Here is a 21,061-nt window from a genome sequence, read left to right as displayed (position 1 = left end):
TACTGTGTCCGGAAGCCCCGGTCTTTTCCACTCACGTGGAAACGGCCGGGGCTTCGGCGTTGCCGGCCAGGCCGCCTGAGTCCCGACTTCGCGGTAGCAAAGCGTTCGCGGTAGCAAAACGCGATTTCGGCCTGCAGGGTGTGATCCGGGTTAAGCTAGGGGACTGACACGGGGTGCCGCGCACCAAGCCGGCTGAGACCAGACCCGTTGAACCTGTCCGGTTAGCACCGGCGAAGGGATGTCTCGCATGACTGTTTCGACGCCATCGGCCGTCTACCCGCTGAACGCCACCCACCGCCGCATTCCCCGGGTGCTCAGTATTGCCGGATCGGATCCTTCGGGTGGTGCCGGGATCCAGGCGGACCTGAAGAGCATCGCGGCTAACGGCGGCTATGGCATGGCCGTCATCACGGCGCTCACTGCACAAAACACCCAGGGCGTCACCGCTGTCCATGTGCCTCCCGTGGAGTTCCTGCGCCAACAATTGGATGCCATCAGCGACGACATCGCCGTGGATGCCGTCAAGATCGGGATGCTCGGGGACGCAGCCGTCATCCACGAAGTCCGCCGCTGGCTCGAGGAGACGCGTCCCGCCGTCGTCGTGCTGGATCCGGTGATGGTCGCCACGAGCGGCGACCGGCTCTTGGCGGAGTCCGCTGAAGCCGCGTTGCGGGATCTTCTGCCCCTCGCTGACTTGGTGACGCCGAACCTTCCCGAATTGGCCATGCTGCTTGGCGAACCCGAAGCCACCGACTGGGAATCGGCGTTGGAGCAAGGCAAACGGCTGGCTGCTTCCTGCGGGAACACCATTCTGGTGAAGGGTGGCCACCTGCGGGGAGCGGGCTGCCCCGATGCCTTGGTCAATACCGGGGGAGTCCTGAGCCAGGACGTGGTGGAATTCGCCGGCGAGCGGGTGGAGACCCGCAATAGCCATGGAACGGGTTGTTCCCTGTCCTCGGCGATGGCAACGGCCAAGGCGCGGCTCGGCGATTGGGAGTCTGCCTTGCGTGTGGTCAAGCCGTGGCTCCAGGAGGCGCTGAACCGGTCCGAGGTACTGGAGGTAGGGAAAGGCAACGGGCCGATCCACCATTTCCACGCGCTCCAGCAGGCCCTTCAACCCGGGGACTTTGCCGCCAAGATGTGGGATGCCGCCCAAACGGAACTTGCCGCGATTTATGGCTTGGACTTCATCCAGCATTTGCAGTCCGGAGGCCTGAGCGAAGCACAGTTCAGCTATTACTTGGCGCAGGATGCCCTTTATCTCAACGGCTATTCCCGGGTCCTGGCCCGGGCAAGCGCCCTTGCCCCCAGCGAAGCCGAACAGTTGTTCTGGGCCCGTAGCTCGCAGATCTGCCTCGAAGTCGAATCCGAATTGCATCGGAATTGGCTCAATGGGCGCCAGGTGAGCGGGGAGATCGGCCCCGTTACCAAGTCCTACGTGGACCATTTGCTGGCGGCGTCGGCGTCCGGGAGCTACGCCGTGCTGGTGGCCGCCGTGTTGCCCTGCTACTGGTTGTACGCGGAGGTGGGACAGCAGCTCCACCACGGCTATGTGCAGTCGGGAGCGTCGGACGAGCACCCGTATGCGGACTGGCTACGCACCTACGCGGACGAGGCGTTTGCCGAAGCCACCCGCACGGCGATTGCCATCACGGATTCCGCCGCGCAGGCCGCGAGCCCCTCGGAGCGCGCGGCGATGATGGAGGCTTTCACCCAATCCTGCCGCTTCGAAACGGCGTTCTTCGATGCCCCACGCTTGCACGGCTGAGCACGCTGCCTACCGCGGAAAGACCGGAGACAGTGCTGTTTCCGCGGACGCGGCAGCGTGTCGGAGCGGTGAACCGGGCTTTTCTTCGCCAGCACGGTAAGGTGGACGGGCACGGTACCGGATGACGGCATCGCCAGTCTGTGGCAGCCATCACGTGGCAGCCTCCGGGCTTGGCCTCATTTGCAGCCGAAGGCGAAACTAGCGTAATCTAGATCTTCGGTGCTTACGCCAACACTTGGGTTATGCCCCCAGGGACCTTTCATGTGGAACTGATTTTCCATCTGGATTTGTTCGAGGGATGACTCATGGATTCCGTACCGGAGTCCACGGCGTTGAGGCACAGCGTGAACCAGGCCCGTTTTCGGATCGGGGTTCCGCACGCAAATTTAGTTATAGACGTCGAGAGAAGTGAGTGCCCAAGTGGTGTACGCGATTGTCCGCGCAGGCGGCCGCCAAGAAAAGGTTTCCGTTGGAGACTACGTAACCCTGAACCGCGTCCCCGGTGAAGCCGGCAGCACCCTTGAGCTGCCCGCACTGCTCCTGGTGGACGGCGACAAGGTCACCTCCGCTGCTGCGGATCTGGCCAAGGTCAAGGTTACGGCCGAGATCCTCGAAGACCTCCGTGGTCCGAAGATCGTCATCCAGAAGTTCAAGAACAAGACCGGCTACAAGAAGCGCCAGGGTCACCGTCAAGAACTGACCAAGATCAAGATCACCGGTATCAAGTAACCACTGGTTGCTGTCCAGGTTTTCAACAGATTCCCCAGAATTTTAAAGGCAGGCATTTCAAATGGCACATAAAAAAGGCGCGAGCTCCACTCGCAACGGTCGTGACTCCAACGCCCAGTACCTCGGCGTAAAGCGCTTCGGCGGCCAGGTCGTTTCCGCAGGCGAGATCATCGTCCGCCAGCGCGGCACCCACTTCCACCCGGGCGCCGGCGTCGGCCGCGGTGGCGACGACACCCTGTTCGCCCTGCAGGCAGGTGCGGTTGAGTTCGGTACTCGCCGTGGCCGCCGCGTCGTGAACATCGTTGCTGCTGCAGCTGCAGAGTAATAACACGTTCTGAACGGGTGGAGCGGGCCGTATGGCCCGCTCCACCCGTCTTTTTAACCGCACTAGAATTTACTAGGGCGGGCGGTGGCGGATCAGCCGCCAACAAGCATTCCAAGCAGTAATTTCCACCTAGAGGAGAAACACGTGGCCACCTTCGTAGACCGGGTAGTACTTCACGTATCCGGCGGAACAGGCGGCCACGGCTGTGTCTCTGTCAAGCGCGAAAAGTTCAAGCCCCTTGGCGGGCCCGACGGCGGCAACGGAGGCAATGGCGGCGACGTCATCCTTCGCGTCGATTCCCAGACCACCACTTTGCTTGACTACCACCACGCACCGCACCGCCACGCAACCAACGGCGGCCCCGGCATGGGTGACTGGCGGGGCGGCAAAAACGGTGAAACCCTTGTGCTTCCCGTCCCGGACGGCACCGTGGTCAAGACCAAGGACGGCGTGGTCCTTGCCGACCTCGTAGGTGAAGGCACCGAGTTCGTCGCCGCTGCGGGCGGGCTGGGTGGCCTTGGTAACGCTGCATTGTCCTCGCAAAAGCGCAAGGCTCCGGGTTTCGCGCTCCTGGGTATTGAAGGCGACTCCAGCGACATCGTCCTGGAGTTGAAGTCCATTGCTGACATCGCGCTGGTTGGCTTCCCCTCAGCGGGCAAGTCGAGCCTTGTCGCCGCCATGTCCGCCGCGCGGCCGAAGATCGCCGACTACCCCTTTACCACCCTGGTCCCGAACCTCGGCGTGGTCCAGGCCGGAGACGTCCGGTTCACCATAGCCGACGTTCCGGGCCTCATCGAAGGCGCGAGCGAAGGCAAGGGCCTGGGCCACAACTTCCTGCGCCACGTAGAGCGTTGCGCCGCGCTGGTGCACGTATTGGACTGCGGAACGTTGGAGGCGGACAGGGACCCGCTTTCCGATCTCGCGATCATCGAACAGGAGCTGGACCGATACGCCGTGGACATGAGCTACGCCGGCGTTGACGGCGAAGTGGTTCCCCTGAACGAACGCCCCAAGCTTGTTGTCCTGAACAAGGTGGACTTGCCTGACGGTCGGGATATGGCCGAATTTGTCCGCCCCGAACTGGAACAGCGCGGCTACCGCGTTTTCGAAGTCTCTGCCACTAGCCATGAAGGGCTGCGCCCGTTGAGCTTCGCCATGGCCGAGATCGTCAAGGATGCCCGCAAGGCGATTGAGATTGCGCCTCCCAAGGTCGCAGCGCCTGTCTTGCGTCCCCGGGCCGTCAACGAGTCCGGCTTCACGATCCGCCGCGAGGAGAAGAATCTCGAGCCGCTCTTCCGCGTGCTTGGGGAAAAGCCTGTCCGCTGGGTCAAGCAAACCGACTTCACCAACGAGGAAGCCATTGGTTACCTGGCCGATCGCCTGGCCAAGCTCGGCATTGAAACCGAGTTGTTCAAGATGGGTGCCGTGCCCGGCGACACCGTGGTGATCGGCGGAGAAGACGGGGTCGTGTTCGACTGGGAGCCCACCATGATGGCGGGTGCCGAGCTTCTGGCGACGCCTCGAGGCACGGACATCCGTGTTGCCGACATCGGCGACCGTCCCACCCGTTCGCAGAAGCGCGAGGAGCAGATCGAGCGCCGCGAAGCCAAGGCTGCTGCACGCGCCGAGCTCGAAGCCGAGCGCAAGGCCGGCATCTGGACTGAGTCCGTCAGCCGCCGTCGGACAGCCCAACCCCTGAAGGAAAGCGGCCTGGAAGCCGGAAATGACGACTAGCACGGCCCGCACCGCGGAAGTCACCGAAGTCGACGACGCCGCCGAACGCCAGGCACTCGCCGGCGCCAAGCGGATCGTGGTCAAGGTCGGTTCGTCCTCGCTGACCAGCATCAAGGGCGGGATCTCGGAGAAAGCGCTGACGGCACTCGTCCACGCCCTGGCCGGGAAGCGCAATTCCGGGACGGAAATCATCCTCGTGTCTTCCGGTGCCATCGCGGCGGGCCTGGCGCCGCTCGGCCTCCCCAAGCGTCCCAAGGACCTCGCCACTCAGCAGGCTGCGGCAAGCGTGGGCCAAGGCCTTTTGATGGCGCGCTATTCGCAGGCTTTTGCCGCACATGGGATCACAGTCAGCCAGGTCCTGTTGACCGCCGATGACCTGATGCGGCGCACCCAGCACAGCAACGCATACCGGGCGCTTGACCGGTTGCTGAACCTCGGCGTCGTGCCGGTCGTGAACGAAAACGACACCGTGGCGACGCACGAAATCCGCTTCGGCGACAACGACCGGCTCGCCGCATTGGTGGCGCACCTTGTGCGCGCGGACGCGCTGGTCCTGCTTTCCGACGTCGACGCCCTCTATGACGGTCCGCCGTCGTTGGGTGCCAAGCGCATTCCGCTCGTCACCGGTCCCGCCGACCTCGTCGGGGTGACCATCGGCAAGGCCGGAAAGGCCGGCGTCGGAACCGGCGGCATGACCACCAAAGTCGAGGCGGCGTCGATCGCGGCCGGCTCCGGCATCCACGCCCTCGTCACTTCCACGGCCAATGCCGCCGCCGCGCTGGCCGGCGAGGACGTCGGCACCTGGTTCGCCATCAACGGCAACCGCAAGCCGGTTCGCCTGCTGTGGCTGGCCCACCTTGCTTCGGTCCGGGGCCGTTTGGTGCTCGACGACGGCGCCGTCAAGGCAGTGCGCGACCGCCACACCTCGCTTTTGCCCGCCGGAATATCGTCCGTGCAGGGAGACTTCGAGCCCGGCGATCCCGTGGAGATGGTTTCATCCGAGGGCACTGTGATCGCCAGGGGACTGGTGAACTACTCGGCGGAAGAGCTTCCCCGCATGCTGGGCCGTTCGACCAAGGAGCTCGCCAAGGACCTTGGCCGCGGATATGACCGCGTAGTTGTTCATGTTGACGACCTCGTACTGGTTCAGCCGCCCGGCTCCACTAAACTTGGAGAATGACTGAGGCCCTTACCCCTGACGCTCCTGTGATCACCGACGCCCTTGCCGGCAATGCCGCGCAGGTGCCGGAAACGCCGGAGCAGGGAACCGCGCCGCTCACACCCGGTGAGGTGGAGGCGGCCGTGCATTCGATTGCTGACCGCTCGCGCCAGGCCGCGCGGCGCATTGCCCAGGCGAATCGTGCCTGGAAGGACCGCGCCCTGCAGGCCATCGGTGCTGCCCTCCGGGAACAGCAGGGCTCCATCCTCGCCGCCAACGCGAAGGATGTTGAGTATGGCCGCAACAACGGAACCTCCGTTGCCATGCTGGACCGCCTGACCCTGACTCCTGCCCGCATCGACGGCCTGGTTGCCGCCCTTGAAAACCTGGCAGGCTTGCCCGATCCGGTGGGTAACGTCGTCCGGGGCCAGACCCTGCCCAACGGCTTGCGCTTGCGCCAGGTCAACGTGCCTATGGGAGTGGTGGCCGCGATATATGAGGCCCGCCCGAACGTCACTGTCGACATCGCAGGGCTTTCCTTGAAGAGCGGCAACGCCGTGATCCTGCGCGGTGGATCGGCGGCAGCCCACACCAACGCGGCCCTTGTGACCATCCTCCGGGATGCGCTGGAATCAGTCGGGTTGCCCGCAGACGCCGTCCAGAGCGTGGACCAATTCGGCCGCGAAGGGGCGAATGTCCTGATGCGTGCCCGTGGCCGCGTGGACGTGCTGATTCCCCGTGGTGGCCGTGAGCTGATCCAGACGGTGGTGAACAATTCATCCGTGCCTGTCGTTGAGACCGGCGAAGGCAACGTGCATATCTTCATCGACGAGTCCGCCGGTGAAGAAATGGCCGTCGAGATCCTGCTCAACGCCAAGACCCAGCGTCCCAGCGTGTGCAACACTGTGGAAACCCTCCTGGTGCACTCGAAATCCACCGTGCTGCCCGCGGTCGCTGCCGCGCTTCGTTCCGCCGGGGTCACCCTGCATGTCGACTCCCGGATTGAAGCGGCGCTGTCCGGCTCCGTGGAGACAGTCCCGGCCGACGACGTCGATTGGGCCACCGAATACATGGACCTTGACCTCGCGGTTGCGATGGTTGACAACCTGGACGAGGCCGTCGCCCACATTCGCAAGTGGTCGACCGGACACACGGAAGCCATCCTGACGAACGATCTGGCAAACGCTGAGAAGTTCATTGCGGATATCGACTCCGCGGCGGTCATCGTGAACGCCTCCACGCGTTTCACCGACGGAGGCGAGCTTGGCTTGGGCGCCGAGGTGGGAATCTCCACCCAGAAGCTGCACGCGCGTGGTCCTATGGGCCTGACCGAGCTCACCACCACGAAGTGGATCGTCCAAGGTGAAGGCCAGGTCCGCGCCTAGCAACGCTGTAACATAGAACAGAAGTCCTGAACGGCGGGAGGATCCGCCGTCGAAAATTCTTTGAACCGCTAGGGGAGAAAATGCAGTTTCAGCAGGTCGCCATTTCAATTCTCACGCAAGGGGGCGAGAGCGGAGCCGAAGCGCCGGCGCCGTTGTGGGCTGAACCTTGGGTTTTCGGTGTCTCCATGTTCGGCATCCTGCTGGTGCTGATGTTCGTTGCCATGTCCTACACCAACCTCGGCAACCGTCACGACGCTGTCGAAGAGCACTCGGATCCGCACCGCCAGCACCCGGCCAAGCACCCAGGGCTGGGTCACTAACATTTCCGCTGCAAAGCCCTTCGAAATAACGGGGCGCCGACACCGCTTGGGCGTGATGGGTGGGACGTTCGATCCCATCCATCACGGCCACTTGGTTGCTGCCAGTGAGGTTGCTGCCAAGTTCCGTTTGGACGAGGTGGTCTTCGTGCCCACCGGACAGCCTTGGCAGAAATCGCACAAGGAAGTTAGCGAAGCCGAGCATCGCTACTTGATGACGGTTATCGCCACGGCATCCAACCCCAATTTCACGGTGAGCCGTGTGGACGTGGACCGCCCCGGTCCGACCTTCACGATCGATACCTTGCGGGATCTGCGGACCCAGCGGCCGGATGCGGACCTATTCTTTATTACGGGCGCGGACGCCTTGGCGCAAATCCTGTCCTGGAAAGATGTCGACGAGCTTTGGTCCTTGGCGCATTTTGTCGGCGTCACCAGGCCCGGCCATGTCCTGGACGACATGGGCAGGGAAGATGTCAGTCTCTTGGAAGTGCCCGCCATGGCGATTTCTTCGACCGATTGCCGCGCCCGCGTGGGTGCAGGCAATCCGGTCTGGTACCTCGTACCTGACGGAGTAGTGCAGTACATCGCCAAACACAAGCTGTACACGGGCAAACCCGGCATGGGGGAGCCCCCGCATGCTATGACCGGATCAGAACACCAAGCCCGTACCGAGTGAGTTTCGAATGAGCCAGGAACAGCCCCCCATCCCTAGCCGGCGCGAGCTTCGACGAGCCCGGGACGCACGACTGGAAGAATCCGGCGCACGTCCGGCTGCGGGCGATGCCGTGACCTCCGAGAACGCAAACCACGTGTCCGGAGGTGCTTCGGCCCATCGGGTGCGCCGGGTGGCGGATGCTCCGCTGGACGCCAAACCCGCCTCGGAGCGTTCATCCCAGGCGCGTGCACGCGACCGTGCAGCCCTGCGCGCCATCAAGGAATTGGCCGACAAGGAGCAGCAGCTCTCCCGCGGCGGTCCACCGACGCGCCGTCAGCTGCGCCTGCAGCAATTGCAGGAAGAAGTCGCCCCGGGCACGTCGACGATCCCCGTCGTTCCTGCCCCGGGCTCCGGGCCGAGGACATCCAGCGTGCCCGTCCAGTCTCCGGCCAGGCAGCAGTCCGCTCCCGACCGGCCCGGCGTTGCGCCCGACGGCGGCGTCCGCGTCACGGCAGGGCCTCCGCCCGGTGCTCCGGAAATGACGGTGGAGCAGGCATTGATGGCCCGCGAGCTCCTTGCAGCGCAAGCGAACAACCAGACCAGCAAGCTTGAGCACATCGCGGCAATGGAGTCGGCGGTGCAGAGAATCCCTGCCGCCGAATCCGAGGTTTCCGGTACCGACGCGGAGCCGGCGGATCCGGAAGCTTTGGCCGAACAGATCGCCCAGGCTGAACGCGAGGCGGTCCTCAACAAGAGGGCCATGGCCAAGCAGAAACTCGCCGAGCAGAACAGTCGTCCTGCCGGTCCGGTTCGTGCTGAACCGTCGGTGGCGAGCAACCTGGCCATGGTGACGCCCCTTGAATTCGTGAAGGTTCCCGGACTCGACCGTCCGGTCATGAAGCCGCCCGGCACCACATTTGTCCCACTCGTCACGTCCCCTGCGCCGAAAGTAAAGCCGGGCCAGTCGGCGGCCAAGTCCCGCGGCCTGCGCGGGCGCGGAGGAGTGCTGGCGCGCGCGGAGGCCGCTGCGAAGGCGGCCGGTGGGCGCCCGACGTCGGGCATCGAACCTGATGGCGAAGCGTCCGCGCAAGCGGCCGAGCATCCGCCGATTTCCGCAAGCTCCGCCTACGGACTCGAACCCCTTGACGCCGCGACGGCGGGCCTCGGCCGCGCCCAGCGTGCCCGGCTCCTGGTCTTGGGACTCGTCGGCATCGGAGCCATCGCCCTGATTGCGGGCATCATCATGATCACCAGCGGACTTTCCCGCTGACCAAAATGGCTTTTGCCACCAAAGAAACAGGCTTTGTCTATTCTCGAAGCCGCATACAAGGAGTCCTGTGACTGCACACGAACAATCCGTCCTCTTGGCCCGCCACGCCGCCCGCGCGGCAGCGGACAAGCTGGCCGAGGACATTATTGCCCTGGACGTCAGCGAACGCCTGGCCCTTACTGATGTCTTCCTGATCGCCTCGGCCCCGACCGAACGCCAGGTTAACGCCATCGTCGACGGCATCGAGGAAGAGTTGCTCAAGCAAGACCTGCGCCCGGTCCGCAGGGAAGGCCGTTCGGAGGGCCGCTGGGTCCTGCTGGACTATGCCGACGTCGTGGTGCACGTCCAGCATTCCGAGGACAGGGTCTTCTACGCCCTGGAACGCCTCTGGAAAGACTGCCCCGTAGTGGATCTGGAACTCGGCACTGACGCCTCGGCGAAGGCTCCCGCCGCAGAGGAATCCTAGTCTTTTCGGCGCAAATCGGCTGAATATGCCCGATTTGGAATTTTCGGAAATGCTGTTCTAAGATATTTGAGTTGCTTCGGAGGAATTCGAAAACCGCAGGGGATTTTGACCGCAGTTGACGGTTCGTGAAGCAGCGAAAATATGGGGCTGTGGCGCAGCTGGTAGCGCACCTGCATGGCATGCAGGGGGTCAGGGGTTCGAGTCCCCTCAGCTCCACCATTTGTAATGATTTGGGAAATCCCAAGTCGTCGAAAACCCCTCGGTCTTCGGACCGGGGTGTTTTTCTTTGTCCGGTGCGCGTGCTCCGGGCTCGGATGTACGATTCTGCTCCATCATTCGAATGGATTTAATGCGGGACCCCGGAATCTCGGGGACGGTATCTTCGACGAGAAGAATGATCCAGCAGAATCCGACGGGGTCTACCGCGTCCAAGCCCGGCGCCGGGGAAATAATCCGGCGAACCGCTAAATGAGCGGCGTCTGGATGGTGCGGAGGATCCCGTCCCCGAGGTTGACCAGTGCCCGCCCTGGGGTTCCGCTATGGCTCAGGTGGTTTCGGGTCAGGGAGACTCCGATCTGTCCGCCTTGCAAGGTGGCCGTTGGACTGAGCAGGGCTCCCCGGCGGTTGGTCTTCATATCGATCTCCCAACCGCTGAATACACTGGTGCCGAAGTCTTCCACACTTCCGGCAGCGATGAGGGCTCGTTCGTTTCCCCGGGCTGACCGGAGATAGGTTTTGAGCCATTGGCGTGCGTCCGGGTCTTGGATCAACTCGGCATCGTCAATGATCAACGCCAGGTTTTCAGCCCCTGCGGTCGCAGCCGCGAGGTCTTCCGCGTCGAGAGTGAGTGGGTCAAACGCGGCCCGCGACCGTCCCGCCTGTTGCAGCAAGGGTGATGCCTGCGGCGCGATGATGACCAGTTCCGTCCCGTTCCGGTGAAGCGACTCGGCCGCGGTCACGGCCAAGGTGCTGCGTCCGCTCCTTGGCGAGCCCAGGATGAGGAAGCTGGGCGGGCCCGTTTGGAAGTCAATGTGGAGGGTATCGAGGTCATCCCCGCCGACGCCGATCACGGCGGTCAGCGGAGAGGCCGGCCCGGTCCGCTTGGTCCAGACCTCCTCAAAAGAGATCCGGGTCGGCAGCGTGCGAAGGGCCAGGGGCCGGTACCGGGCATGTGCGTTTTCCGGCGACGCTTGTGCTTCCTGGGCGATGGTTTGAAGTGCCTGGATCTGGGCTTGTCCGGCCGGGTCCGCCGTCAGGAGGGCTATCTGGGCTTCGGTTCCGGTATCGGCGGCGAATGCCCGTCCGGGGGAGATCAAGTCCGGAAGTTTGCGTGGTTGCAGGCCGCCCATCGTGTAATCTCCGCGGTCCGAGAACCTAAGCATGAGTTTCCAGTCGGCCAGGGAGGACATTCGCGGCGTGAGGAGCTGCTTGTCGCCGGTGATCACGCAGTGGACGCCGGCCGAAGATCCTTCACGCAGGACCGCTATGACCTTTTCGGCCAAGGCACTGCTTCCGCCGTCGCCCAGGGTGGTGAGGAAGCCTTCCCATTGGTCAAGGAGCACCACGAGGTGCGGCAATCGTTCCTCCATCGGCGCGTACGTCCGCTGTTCCGTGAGGTTGGCGAAGCCGCGCGCCGCGAAGTCCCGCTGCCGGGTCGCGATCTCGGCGAGGATATGGTCGAGGAGCCGCTCGACACGTTCGGCCTGCGCCCTCGTGGCGACTGCCCCGCAGTGGGGGAGGCCGGTGAGCGCGAGGAGGCTGCCGTTGCCGAAATCCAGGCCGTAGATGTGGACGTCGTCCACCAGGGTGGTACGGGCGATGGATCCGGCGATGGTGCGCAGTGCCTGGGACCGGCCGCTTCGCGCCGAACCGGTGAGATACAGGTGGCCGAAGTGCTGCAGGTCCAGCACCAACGGGTTCTGGCGTTGCTGGCCCGGAAGGTCTTCCAGGCCGAACACAATTGGTTCGATCCAACCGGGCAGGGCAACATCGACGCGGCGCGGTGGGGTGATATCGGCCAGGGCGAGGGTTTCGGGCAACGGAGGCAGCCAAGGGGAGGCCTGTGGCGCTATCTGCTGTTGCTGTGCGGCTTGGGCGATGGCCTCCACCAGGACCATGAGGTCGGTGGTCTCTTCCTGTTCTTTCGCGTCGGTGGTTGTCGCTGGTCGGGGCTGGCCCAGTTGGGACCACGGCATCGGCAACACCACGGGTTCCGGCGCTTCGTTCGAGTCCTGGCCGGGGCGGCGGCCGCCCACTCTCGCGGTCTGGAAAGGGCGCAAAGCTTCGGCGCCGGAACGGAGGTATCCGCGCCCGGGGGTGGACTGGGATATCTTGGCGGCGTCCGGGGCCGACAGGATATCTAGGCTGTCTCCGACATCGCTGACCCGCAGGGCGATCCGCAGGTTCGTATTGGCGCGGATGTCTGCGGTGATCGCCCCGCTGGGGCGCTGGGTTGCGAGTATTAGGTGGATCCCGAGGGAGCGGCCGCGCTGGGCGATGTTGACGATCCCGGTAATAAAGTCCGGCAGCTCCGTTTTCATGGCGGCAAATTCGTCGACCACCAGTACCAGCCTCGGCATTTTCGGCACACTGGCGTCCCGGTCGGAAATGACGGTGTAGTCCTCGATGTCCTTCGCCCCGACGGCCGCAAGCAGATGCTCACGCCTGCGAAGCTCGGCGCTCAGCGATTCGATGGCGCGCCCCACGAGGTGCGCATCCAGGTCCGTGACTATACCTACCGTGTGCGGAAGGGCAACGCAGTCCTTGAAGGCGGCCCCGCCCTTATAGTCGATCAGGACGAAGTTGAGCTCATCCGGAGTGTTCGCCAGCGCCAGCGAGGCCACCATGGTCTGCAGGAGCTCGGACTTGCCCGCGCCGGTGGTCCCGCCGATCAGGGCGTGGGGACCGTCGCGGTGCAGGTCGACGCGGAAGGCGCCCTCCATGTCCACGCCGAGGAGGACTTCCGTGCTCCTGCCGGAACGGGACCAGCGTTCGACGACGGTTTCAGCCGTTGTCGGCTCGATGCCCGCAACCTCCACGAACCTGGCCGATGCCGGAATCGAACCCTCGGCGTCGTCGCCTGCGTCGCGAAGGGGAGCGATACCGCGGGCCACCCAGTCAAACCAGCTGGCACTGACCCGGTCCGCGCACACCGTATCCAGATCATGCTCGCGTTGCTGCCGCAACGCCCAGTGCCCGTTTGATTCCTGTCGAAAGACAGCGTTGCACTCTTCGGGCAAGTAGCGTTCCTCGGTGTCGAGGCATACCGTGTACACGCCGACGGCTGGTCCATCCTGCAAAAGTTGGGATACTCCCGGGCGGCCCCGCAGGGCGCGGGCGCCGTCGATGACAACCACCACGTCGGGATCGGCGAATTCGATCGCCGAACTCGTGGCCCGTATCCGTTGCCGCTCGGTGATCAGCACCGCGAGCTCGCCCATGCGCTGAGTGATGCTCAGGGGATCCGTACCCACCAGGGCAAAGGAACGTTCAGGTGTCGGAGACTGAATGTGCGGGAGCCAGCGGACCCAGTCCCAAGCGGTCCGGGCTTCGGATGTTGTCAACAGATACAAGCGCACATCCCGCGGGCTTTGGGCGACAGCCAATTGGGCCATCACCCAGCCGCCAATCTGCCGGGCGCTTTCCTGGTCAGCGCAAATCCCCAGAATTCCATGCCGTGGCAACGAAACGGTGACGGGCACATCCCGCGCATCCCAAGTGACCTGACGCTTATGTTCGAGCTGTGCCGGGTCTTCCAGGACCACATCCGAAGGCATTGTGGCCACGCCCAAGCGCACCGAGAGATGGTCCGGGTTGGTGCGCCTCCGCTCCCACAACCGGGTCCCAGGGGTGGTCGCGATCAGTCCCGCCGTAGCCGGATCGGGACTGAGCAGACGGGCCTCCTTCTCAAACGCGAGCAGCGCGTGCCGGGCATCTTCCTCAATAGTGCGCTTCTCCGTCCGGAACGCCCGCAGACGCTCCCGGTACCCCTCTTTCCCGGCTTTCTTGGACTGGAAGTAGTTAGCGATCATGAGCACGGGGGACAGGAGCCCGAACAAGAGGTACATCGGCCGGGCCATGACGACGGCGATGCCCACCGATACTGCCAACGGGGCCAAAGCCATCAGGATCGGCAGGGAGCGTTTGCCATCCTCTTTGGGCTCTGCCGGGAGACGGAATTTGGTGTTGCGGGAGGGCGGGAACAACCGCGGAGGCCGGTTGAAATCGAGCTTTCCCGGCTCATCCGAGGCTTTGAGCGAGGCCGGCTCAACCGGGGTCAGCGCAAGGGCGAGCAACGCGGTCCCGATCCGGAGGACTTCCCCGTCCGCCCAGCGCGCCCGGGCGGGCACCGGTTCGGAATTCAACGTCAGTTCGACGTCGGCGTTGGCCCGTTCAATCCACACCCCGTCCTCTGCGATGTCGACGACGGCGGCCAGCGGCGGCAGTCCATCCTCGGCAAGGATTATGGAACAGTCCGATCCCGAACCCAGACTCAAACGCCCGGTGCTCGTCTCGTAGACAGTTCCGGCATCGCCGCCCACCCGCAGGATCCGTGCTTTCCGCGGATCAGGCGAAACGACCCTTGGTTGGAGCGGCAAGTCGGCATCCGCACGGATTACGGCGCCGTCGTGCACCCCGGACTGAGCCCAGGCAACGGCGCCGTCCCCGGCACGAAAGCCGGCCCCGTCGCCTGCCGCAGCACGCAACACCCGGCTGGCATCGGCGTCGGGCTCTGCCTCCACCGCCACGTCGACCGCGCGCGAACCCGAACTATCAACCATGGTGAACTGCGTGTACACACGACCCCCAACGAACCAACGAAACAGCGAAACACCGCAGAAAGTCTATCGAAAAGACAATTGCGGGGGACCCCGGGGTCTTTTGGGTCCGTCTTCCCGCGCTACCTGCCGATTTGCCCGGCCAGTTGCTCGTCGGTGCTACGCAGGGTCTCGGCTGCATGGTGGAGGTAGTGGGAGAGACCTTCCAGGCCGCCGATGGTCTGCTGCGCTCCCTGGGTGAACTGCTGGTACTCGGCCTCGTACGCCTTCGAGGACTTGTCAGTTACGTACCCGCTGCTGACCAGGGCCTGGATCTGCTTCTGGAGCTCGGCCAGTTTCGCCTCGAGGTCCGCCTTGCCTGCTTCCAGGCTCTTTGCGGCGGTTTCGAGCTCATCAAAGGTGACATTGAGATTCGCCATGACTGGGTTCCTTGACTTTGAGGAGGAAAGAGACGATTACAACATCGACTGTAGAAAATGCCGGCATGAGAAGCAACCCCGTCGGTTACCGGCTTGGGTGCCGGCCGACGTCGCCTACACTCGAAGTGACTTCCTCCTCCTTGTCATCGAACGGAAAGTGTGTCGTGCCTGAAGGCATCGTTGTCGCGTCACTGCCCCGCCGGGCCGCGTCATATTTCATCGACGTGGCGATTTTCGCCGTGCCCGCGGCCGTGGGCGTTGCCCGGATAATTCCTGCCGGTTTCATTCCCGCAGCTGGTCCGGGAATTGTCGGACTGGTGGCCATCACCGTATTCGGCTTCGCCTACGGGCTCTTTCTCGCGGGCATGCTCTCCAGAACCGGCCAGACGATCGGCGGGCGCCTGCTTGGGCTGCGTGTGCTCGATGCCGGCACTGGCGAACCGGCGCCCCTCGGCCGGACCCTCGTGCGCGGAATGGCCTCGCTCGGCGGATTGCTGCTTGCCGGCGTCGGTCCGCTCATCTTCGTGCTGGAGTACCGGAAAAGAAAGGACGACCAGGACACCTGGCTGCATAAACTTGGCGAGACCACCGTCATTGACATCAATGCAGGCACCGATCCGCTCAACCTCGAGCCTGCTTTTTACTCGCCCCGGATCGAGGACTGGATCAGCCCCGAGGCGGCTGCCGCTGTCGACATCCTCCCTCCGCCGCTCCCGCTTTGGTCGGACGGGGCACAGTTATCGATCGCCGCCCCTCCCGCTCCCGCTGCCCAAGACCCCCTTCCGTCCGAAATAGCTCCAGGGCGTAAGCGCCGCCCGTTCTGGGTGGCGCCGCTTGCCCAGGCTGTTGTCGCGATGGTCGTCATTGGCGCGCTCTCCATCGGTTCCGCGTGGGGCATCGGATTCCTCCAGCCGCTGGAGCGGCCGTCCCAACCCAACCAGTTCAGCGCGGCCAATCTCGCCCTCCTGAAACCTTCGCTCGCGGCCGGGACAGGTAACGGCTTCCCTGGGTTTCAGGCCGGTCCGGTCTGGCGCAAGCCCCTCAGCGTGACGGCCCAGGTCACCGCAGCGCAGGCCGGAACGTTCATTTTCGACAACCGGACCTTGACCATCCTGGACAACTCCACCGGTGCGGTGCTGAGCGAACAAAGCATTGATGGCGACGTAGTGTTTGCCCAGGAAACCCGGATAAGCGGAGAACCGGGGATGGTGTGGCGGATCGGCAATACCTTGCACGGCTGGGTACCGAGCTTGGCAAAGGCGCCTGCTGTCGCCGCCGATATCCCTGCGGACGCGACGATCTCCACCGCCGGAACTGATTTGTTGGTGACAGGGCGTGACGGGAAACTCTCCACTTTTACCAAAACCGGGTTGGTCCCGCTGACGGGCATCGAGGGCAAGATCGCTTTGGGGGTCGACGGCGATAAGCTCTCGAGCGCGAAGTACTCAGGTTCGCTGACCCTGAGCAGCCTCGACGGCAAGACGCGCCAGGATATCCCGCTGAAGGCTCCGGCGGAGGGCCTTCAAGTCATGAAATGGGTGACCGCCGGGCACGGGCTTGCCGTGCTCCTTTGGTCAGCCTTCCCCGAGAGCCATGATCCGAAGAACCCGGTGACCGTGGCTGTGTATCGGCAGTCAAACGGAGATCTGCTTTCAAGCATGGAAATTACCCTCGGACGGGTCGAAGAAGATCCTGTGTGGGTGCGTGGAAACGGCTTCGTGTGGGCGTCTTTTGCGGGGTATGCATATAATCAATCGACTGGATTTCCTCTGCTGGACCTCAAAGCCCAAGGCATCAAGCGGTCCGGGATTCTCGCGGACGGTGTTTTGGGGACCACCGATGAGGGGCCGGTTTACATCCAGCAAGACAAGGCGACGCCATACAACGGGGTGACGCCCCTGGCCGTCGTCGCCAGCGGAGTGGTTGTCAAAACCAAGGACAACGAAATACAACTGTACGCGGCCGGATAAAGATGCTGCGCTGCGGGTGAAGACTAGAAGGGGACTAGATCATCGTGGGACGAGTTGCGCCAACAAAGCTGAAGGTTTTACGGATTGGCATGGCAACGCTCGCTGCGGGCAGCCTACTGGCGTTGCCCGTAGCCGCCTCGCAGGCAGCCGGGCCGACTGCCGCCGTCGTGGGAGCAACAACCCCGGCTGCTAGTGCCCCGGCCAGCGGCACCACCCCGGCCCCGACCCCTTCCCCGTCGGTATCCTCGGCATCAGCTCAGCCGTCGAGGCAGCCAGTCTCCGCCGCCGCGGCCCCGCTGGCACCGTCCACGCCCATCACTGTGGCCCTCGATCAGGTCTCGGCCCAACCGGGTGGAGCGTTTACCGGAAAAGTTGAGGGACTCGATCCCCTTCTCCCCGCCCAGGCGAATCTGGCAAGGACCTTCCCGGCAAGCCCTGCGGTGACGACGAACTGTGTGCTCACCGTGCAGGCCGCCAACCAGTCGCTGTCGTGCGCGCTCCCCGGCAACTTGGCCCAGGGGGCTTACGAAGTTACGGTGACCCAGGCCGCTGCTGGCGGTAAATCCCGCTCGGGCACATCGGGGACCGTCTTTGTCGTGCAGACCAGCGTTTATGCCCCGAGCGTTACCGGCCCGAATCTTCCCATCGCGCCCGGCACTTCTTCCAGCATCAGGGGAACCGGATTCGTTCCTGGCGGAACCGTCAGCCTGAGTACCGGAAGCGTGTTGTTGCCGGGCGGAACAGCGACAGTTGGCGCGGGCGGAAATTTCGATTTCGCTCTCACCCCGAGCCCGTTCACCCCGCAGGGCCAGTACTTCGTGAACGTCGTTGATGACCTCACCGGTGTCAGTGCCCAGCTCTCGGTCTACGTGCTGCGCGCCAACGCAACGCTTTCGTCCACAGTCAGCACGGGTATCGCGGGCGGCTACAGCACGGCGATCAGCGGTGCCGGATTCTCTGCCGGCTCCTACGCGCTCGACCTGACGCTCTACAACTCCGATGGGACTTCGATCGTGTCCCAGCTCGCGCAAAGTGTCGCCGTGCAAAATGGCGCGCTGGCGAGCACTTCCGTGACCATCCCGGCCAGCACGCCGCCAGGTCTCTACCAGGTAGCCGCTACCTCGGGGGAGGCCCGCCTGGCCGCAACGTGGATCGCCGTGTTCCCTAAGCCCACCGTGGTCGCTCCCGTCACACCGGCCGCCCCGGTAGTAGCGATCGTCCCTGTAGCCCCTTTGCCGACTGACCCTGCGGTGAAAGCCCCTGCGCCCGCACCGGTTCCGCTGGTCCACCAGATTATTGCTGCGCCCACCACGGACCCCTTCGCGCGACTCGCGAATACGCAGGTTCCTGACCTGAATGCGTCCTCGACGAATGCCGCGAACGGCGGACTGCTCGGCAAAGACCCGACGCCGACCGCCGTCGGGCAAGCGTCGGGATCCCCGAGTAGCCCGGCAACCCAGGAGGCCCCCGCTGCGGCGGCCCCGACCCAGGTGAGCGCAACCTCGGACTTCCCTTGGTGGATTATCGTGCTCGTCGCCCTGATTGCGGTCGCAATCGGCCTGGCCGGTGGCTACGGCATCGCTGCGGCCGGCCGCAAGCGGCCCTAGGGTGCGTCTCCGGACTCGACTCGACGCCAGGTGGTTGTCCGGAATATTTCCATCCTTTAGCCTAATTACGAGTCGATTCCATTCCGAACATCAGGGGGGTGTGACCAGCATGGCCGATGTGAGAGTAGACGGCGGGGCCTTGGAGGGTTTTTCGGGGACGTTGTCTGCCCACGCTGGGGAACTGGAGCGCCGGGTAGTGGCGTTGCAGGCCCGCGCGGGCCAGGTGTTGGGGAGTTCTTGGCAAGGTATCACCGCGGACGAGCTGAGTAAGACCTTTGGCCGTTGGGTTGATGGTTCCCGGGGTGTCTGGGAGGCACTCTCCGCCCTGTCGACCTATGCCGGCGCAAGTGCCTCGTCGTTCACAATTACCGACGAAAGCCTGGCCAGAATCGCCGCCGCCGCCACGGGCGCGGCCGGTGTGAAGGTCACCCCGGCGCCTGCGACCCCCGTCCCGTCTCAAGGACGGCCCGGTCCGCAATGAGCTCGACATTCGAAGCGGACGAATCCGAGATCGCGCTTCTTCTAGAGGAACTCGCGGCAGTCACTGCCTACGCCCGGGACCTTTTGGATCAGGTAAGTTCCGGTTCTGCCACAATCACCGCCGGGTGGGACGGTGCAGCCGCCCGGGCCTTTGAAAGCCAAATGGCCCGATGGCAGAACGAATCCAGTGCCATGGTCTCCGAGGTGGACAACTTCATTGGGCAGGTCTCCCATGCCAGGGAGCAGTATGCCCGGGCGGCCGAGGCGTTGAAACAAGGTTGGGTCTGAGACCATGCGCCTTGTTGTAAATACGTCGGCCTATGTGCAGGCATCGGCCGAGTTGTACTCGGCGCAGGTCTTCGTCCGTCAGGCGCTCGACGGGCTGGGGAGCGGCCTGGCCGGCGCGGCCCAGATGGCCGGCAACGATGACGCGGGGGTCAAGTTCGCCCACGATTACGACGACGCCGCCCGGAACCTCATCGGCGGTATCGCGGACTCGCTCACTGGTGCGGGCGTGCTGTCGAGGCTGTTGGCGGATACGGCGAATGTGTGGGCGGATGCCGAGCACTATGCTTCGGGCGGGGTAGCGCCGCTCGGTCTTGCCTCGAGCACGGCTGATACGGCGGACTTGTCCGGGACCACCACGGTGGTGTCGCCCACCGCGCTTGGTGGACGGAGTGATTTCGTTCCCGAAGGGTGGGAATGGGTGCAGTCAGTGGTGGGAGCCGTGTGGCCGAATGGGGACACCGGCAAGCTCAGGTCTGCCCAGAAGGTGTGGGAGCGTGCCGGGGATGACCTGCGCAGCGCTTCCTGGAAGGTCGACGCGGCCAGCAGCGCGCTTGACGGGCTAGTGACCCCCGAACTCGGCCTGGTGCAGGCCAAACTTGACCAGTACCGGGGCTACCTGAATGACCTGTCGACCAGCGCTTATGCGCTCGGTCAGGGCTGCACCTCGTACGCGGACGGAATCGACGAGGCCCACACGGCGATCATTCAGGAACTCCAGGAACTCCTCGTCACCACCGTTGCCGTGGAAGCCGGCGCGGCTTTGTTGGCGGTGTTCACGGTGGGCGCGTCCGAGGTGGTGGGCAATGCAGCGCTGATGGCGCGGATCGGGCTAACAGGCGCGAGGGTCACTGCGATGATCGCCCGGTTGGTGGAAGTCGCGGCCACGGTTGGCACGAGGTTGGCCGGGATCACCGCAGCGATCACGCGCACGCTGGGCCTGCTCCGCGAACTCAAGGTCGTCAAAGTCCTCACCTACCTCGGGACGAAGGCCCCGGCCCCGGTCCGGGCCATGACCGGGATCAGTTTCAACGCCGCGGTCAGCGTGGGCATGGATGCCGCTGCCAACGGTGGCACGCCAGCCAATGCAACTCATGACATCCTGCTCGGAGTCGCTGCCCCCTTCGGCGTAGGGGCTGCAGTGAACGTCTTCAAGACCGGAACGAAAGCTGCGATCGACGCGGAGAGGGTTGCAGCTGGTCTTTCTGTCAAAGTCGGCACGCCGGTGGTCGTATCCGCTGGCGGCCCCGGAGCATGGAATAGGTACCTCAACAAACCCAAGCCCAACACGACATATGTCGTCGACAGCAAATTTGCCTACCGAACTGATAGCAGGGGTCGCGTGGTTGAGGCCTCAGCGACTCTGGATACGCTTGGGCCGGGTGTGCGTAACAAGTACCAGCAGGCGGTGGCCGGAGGTCCGGATAGAAAGCCTACCGACGATGGCGGGCACATCTTCGGAAGTCAATTCCTCGCACCCGGCGAAGCAATCAACCTGACGGCCATGCGCAGCGACCTCAATAGGATTGGAGAACGCCAGTACTACAAGCTTGAGATGAGTTGGGCCGACGCCATCAGTGTAGGGAAAAAGGTCGATGTTCGAGTGGTAATAAATTATAATGACTTAGGAGGCCTTCGTCCGATGAGTTACCGCGTTGAATATCGAATCGACGGCGGCCCACTTCAGCGCAGAATTTTTGAAAATTAGGAG

The 21,061-nt window shown here is 64.0% G+C and carries 16 protein-coding genes, 1 tRNA gene, 1 pseudogene and 1 riboswitch; of the genes and pseudogenes, 16 read left to right on the top strand and 2 right to left on the bottom strand.

Translation table 11 applies throughout. The features are described from left to right. Positions 1-159 precede the first annotated feature (159 nt). Positions 160-256: riboswitch (TPP riboswitch) on the top strand. The 11 genes from L0B83_RS11785 to L0B83_RS11735 all read left to right on the top strand — a co-directional run bounded on the left by L0B83_RS11785 (position 248) and on the right by L0B83_RS11735 (position 10,030). After that, on the top strand, positions 248-1,768 hold the full coding sequence (locus L0B83_RS11785) for a bifunctional hydroxymethylpyrimidine kinase/phosphomethylpyrimidine kinase (RefSeq protein ID WP_234758645.1): 1,521 nt from the start codon (positions 248-250) through the stop codon (positions 1,766-1,768). Its footprint overlaps the riboswitch before it by 9 nt. A 420-nt stretch (positions 1,769-2,188) precedes the next feature. Then, positions 2,189-2,497: a 50S ribosomal protein L21 gene (rplU, locus tag L0B83_RS11780; protein ID WP_234758699.1), complete on the top strand. Its 309-nt coding sequence runs from the start codon at positions 2,189-2,191 to the stop codon at positions 2,495-2,497. Between the two features lie 61 nt (positions 2,498-2,558). Continuing rightward, on the top strand, positions 2,559-2,822 hold the full coding sequence (gene rpmA / locus L0B83_RS11775) for a 50S ribosomal protein L27 (protein ID WP_003803426.1): 264 nt from the start codon (positions 2,559-2,561) through the stop codon (positions 2,820-2,822). A 144-nt stretch (positions 2,823-2,966) separates the two neighbouring features. Further along, positions 2,967-4,556 carry a GTPase ObgE gene (gene obgE, locus L0B83_RS11770; RefSeq protein WP_234758644.1) on the top strand — a complete coding sequence of 530 codons (1,590 nt, stop codon included), beginning with the start codon at positions 2,967-2,969 and terminating at the stop codon, positions 4,554-4,556. Then, positions 4,546-5,736 carry a glutamate 5-kinase gene (gene proB, locus L0B83_RS11765; RefSeq protein WP_234758643.1) on the top strand — a complete coding sequence of 397 codons (1,191 nt, stop codon included), beginning with the start codon at positions 4,546-4,548 and terminating at the stop codon, positions 5,734-5,736. Before obgE ends, proB begins: the two co-directional genes overlap by 11 nt. After that, on the top strand, positions 5,733-7,100 hold the full coding sequence (locus L0B83_RS11760) for a glutamate-5-semialdehyde dehydrogenase (RefSeq protein ID WP_234758642.1): 1,368 nt from the start codon (positions 5,733-5,735) through the stop codon (positions 7,098-7,100). Before proB ends, L0B83_RS11760 begins: the two co-directional genes overlap by 4 nt. 80 nt (positions 7,101-7,180) lie before the next feature. Then, positions 7,181-7,420 carry a hypothetical protein gene (locus L0B83_RS11755; protein ID WP_234758641.1) on the top strand — a complete coding sequence of 80 codons (240 nt, stop codon included), beginning with the start codon at positions 7,181-7,183 and terminating at the stop codon, positions 7,418-7,420. A gap of 55 nt (positions 7,421-7,475) precedes the next feature. Further along, the gene (gene nadD, locus L0B83_RS11750; RefSeq protein WP_234758640.1) at positions 7,476-8,096 is read left to right on the top strand and encodes a nicotinate-nucleotide adenylyltransferase; all 621 of its coding nucleotides are present in this window, start codon (positions 7,476-7,478) and stop codon (positions 8,094-8,096) included. A 7-nt stretch (positions 8,097-8,103) separates the two neighbouring features. After that, a complete protein-coding gene (locus tag L0B83_RS11745; protein ID WP_234758639.1) occupies positions 8,104-9,345 on the top strand; it encodes a hypothetical protein in 1,242 nt (413 codons plus the stop codon). A gap of 67 nt (positions 9,346-9,412) precedes the next feature. Beyond that, complete coding sequence (gene rsfS / locus L0B83_RS11740) at positions 9,413-9,811, top strand: ribosome silencing factor (RefSeq protein WP_234758638.1); 399 nt, start codon at positions 9,413-9,415, stop codon at positions 9,809-9,811. Between the two features lie 143 nt (positions 9,812-9,954). After that, positions 9,955-10,030, top strand: a tRNA-Ala gene (locus L0B83_RS11735). Positions 10,031-10,275: 245 nt separating this feature from the next. On the opposite strand, the gene L0B83_RS11730 is transcribed toward L0B83_RS11735, so the two are convergent. Both L0B83_RS11730 and L0B83_RS11725 read right to left on the bottom strand, forming a co-directional pair. Beyond that, on the bottom strand, positions 10,276-14,610 hold the full coding sequence (locus L0B83_RS11730) for a type VII secretion EssC family protein (protein WP_234758637.1): 4,335 nt from the start codon (positions 14,608-14,610) through the stop codon (positions 10,276-10,278). Positions 14,611-14,711: 101 nt separating this feature from the next. Continuing rightward, the gene (locus L0B83_RS11725; RefSeq protein ID WP_234758636.1) at positions 14,712-15,008 is read right to left on the bottom strand and encodes a WXG100 family type VII secretion target; all 297 of its coding nucleotides are present in this window, start codon (positions 15,006-15,008) and stop codon (positions 14,712-14,714) included. Between the two features lie 164 nt (positions 15,009-15,172). On the opposite strand from L0B83_RS11725, the gene L0B83_RS11720 reads away from it, so the two are divergent. From L0B83_RS11720 to L0B83_RS11705, 5 genes and pseudogenes are all read left to right on the top strand, one after another. Further along, complete coding sequence (locus L0B83_RS11720) at positions 15,173-16,978, top strand: RDD family protein (protein WP_234758635.1); 1,806 nt, start codon at positions 15,173-15,175, stop codon at positions 16,976-16,978. Positions 16,979-17,067: 89 nt separating this feature from the next. Then, positions 17,068-18,585: a hypothetical protein gene (locus L0B83_RS11715; protein WP_234758634.1), complete on the top strand. Its 1,518-nt coding sequence runs from the start codon at positions 17,068-17,070 to the stop codon at positions 18,583-18,585. Between the two features lie 109 nt (positions 18,586-18,694). Then, positions 18,695-18,901, top strand: a pseudogene (locus L0B83_RS19995) (WXG100 family type VII secretion target); the annotation flags it as partial. 161 nt (positions 18,902-19,062) lie between these two features. After that, positions 19,063-19,353, top strand: a complete 291-nt coding sequence (locus L0B83_RS11710) for a WXG100 family type VII secretion target (RefSeq protein ID WP_234758633.1) — start codon at positions 19,063-19,065, stop codon at positions 19,351-19,353. 4 nt (positions 19,354-19,357) lie between these two features. Next, complete coding sequence (locus L0B83_RS11705; RefSeq protein WP_234758632.1) at positions 19,358-21,058, top strand: DNA/RNA non-specific endonuclease; 1,701 nt, start codon at positions 19,358-19,360, stop codon at positions 21,056-21,058. Positions 21,059-21,061: the final 3 nt, after the last annotated feature.

The organism is Arthrobacter alkaliphilus, assembly GCF_021483235.1.
Classification (GTDB): Bacteria; Actinomycetota; Actinomycetes; order Actinomycetales; family Micrococcaceae; genus Arthrobacter; species Arthrobacter alkaliphilus.
The sequence above is the reverse complement of the archived record's forward strand: the minus strand, read 5'-3'. Positions and strand labels throughout refer to the sequence as shown.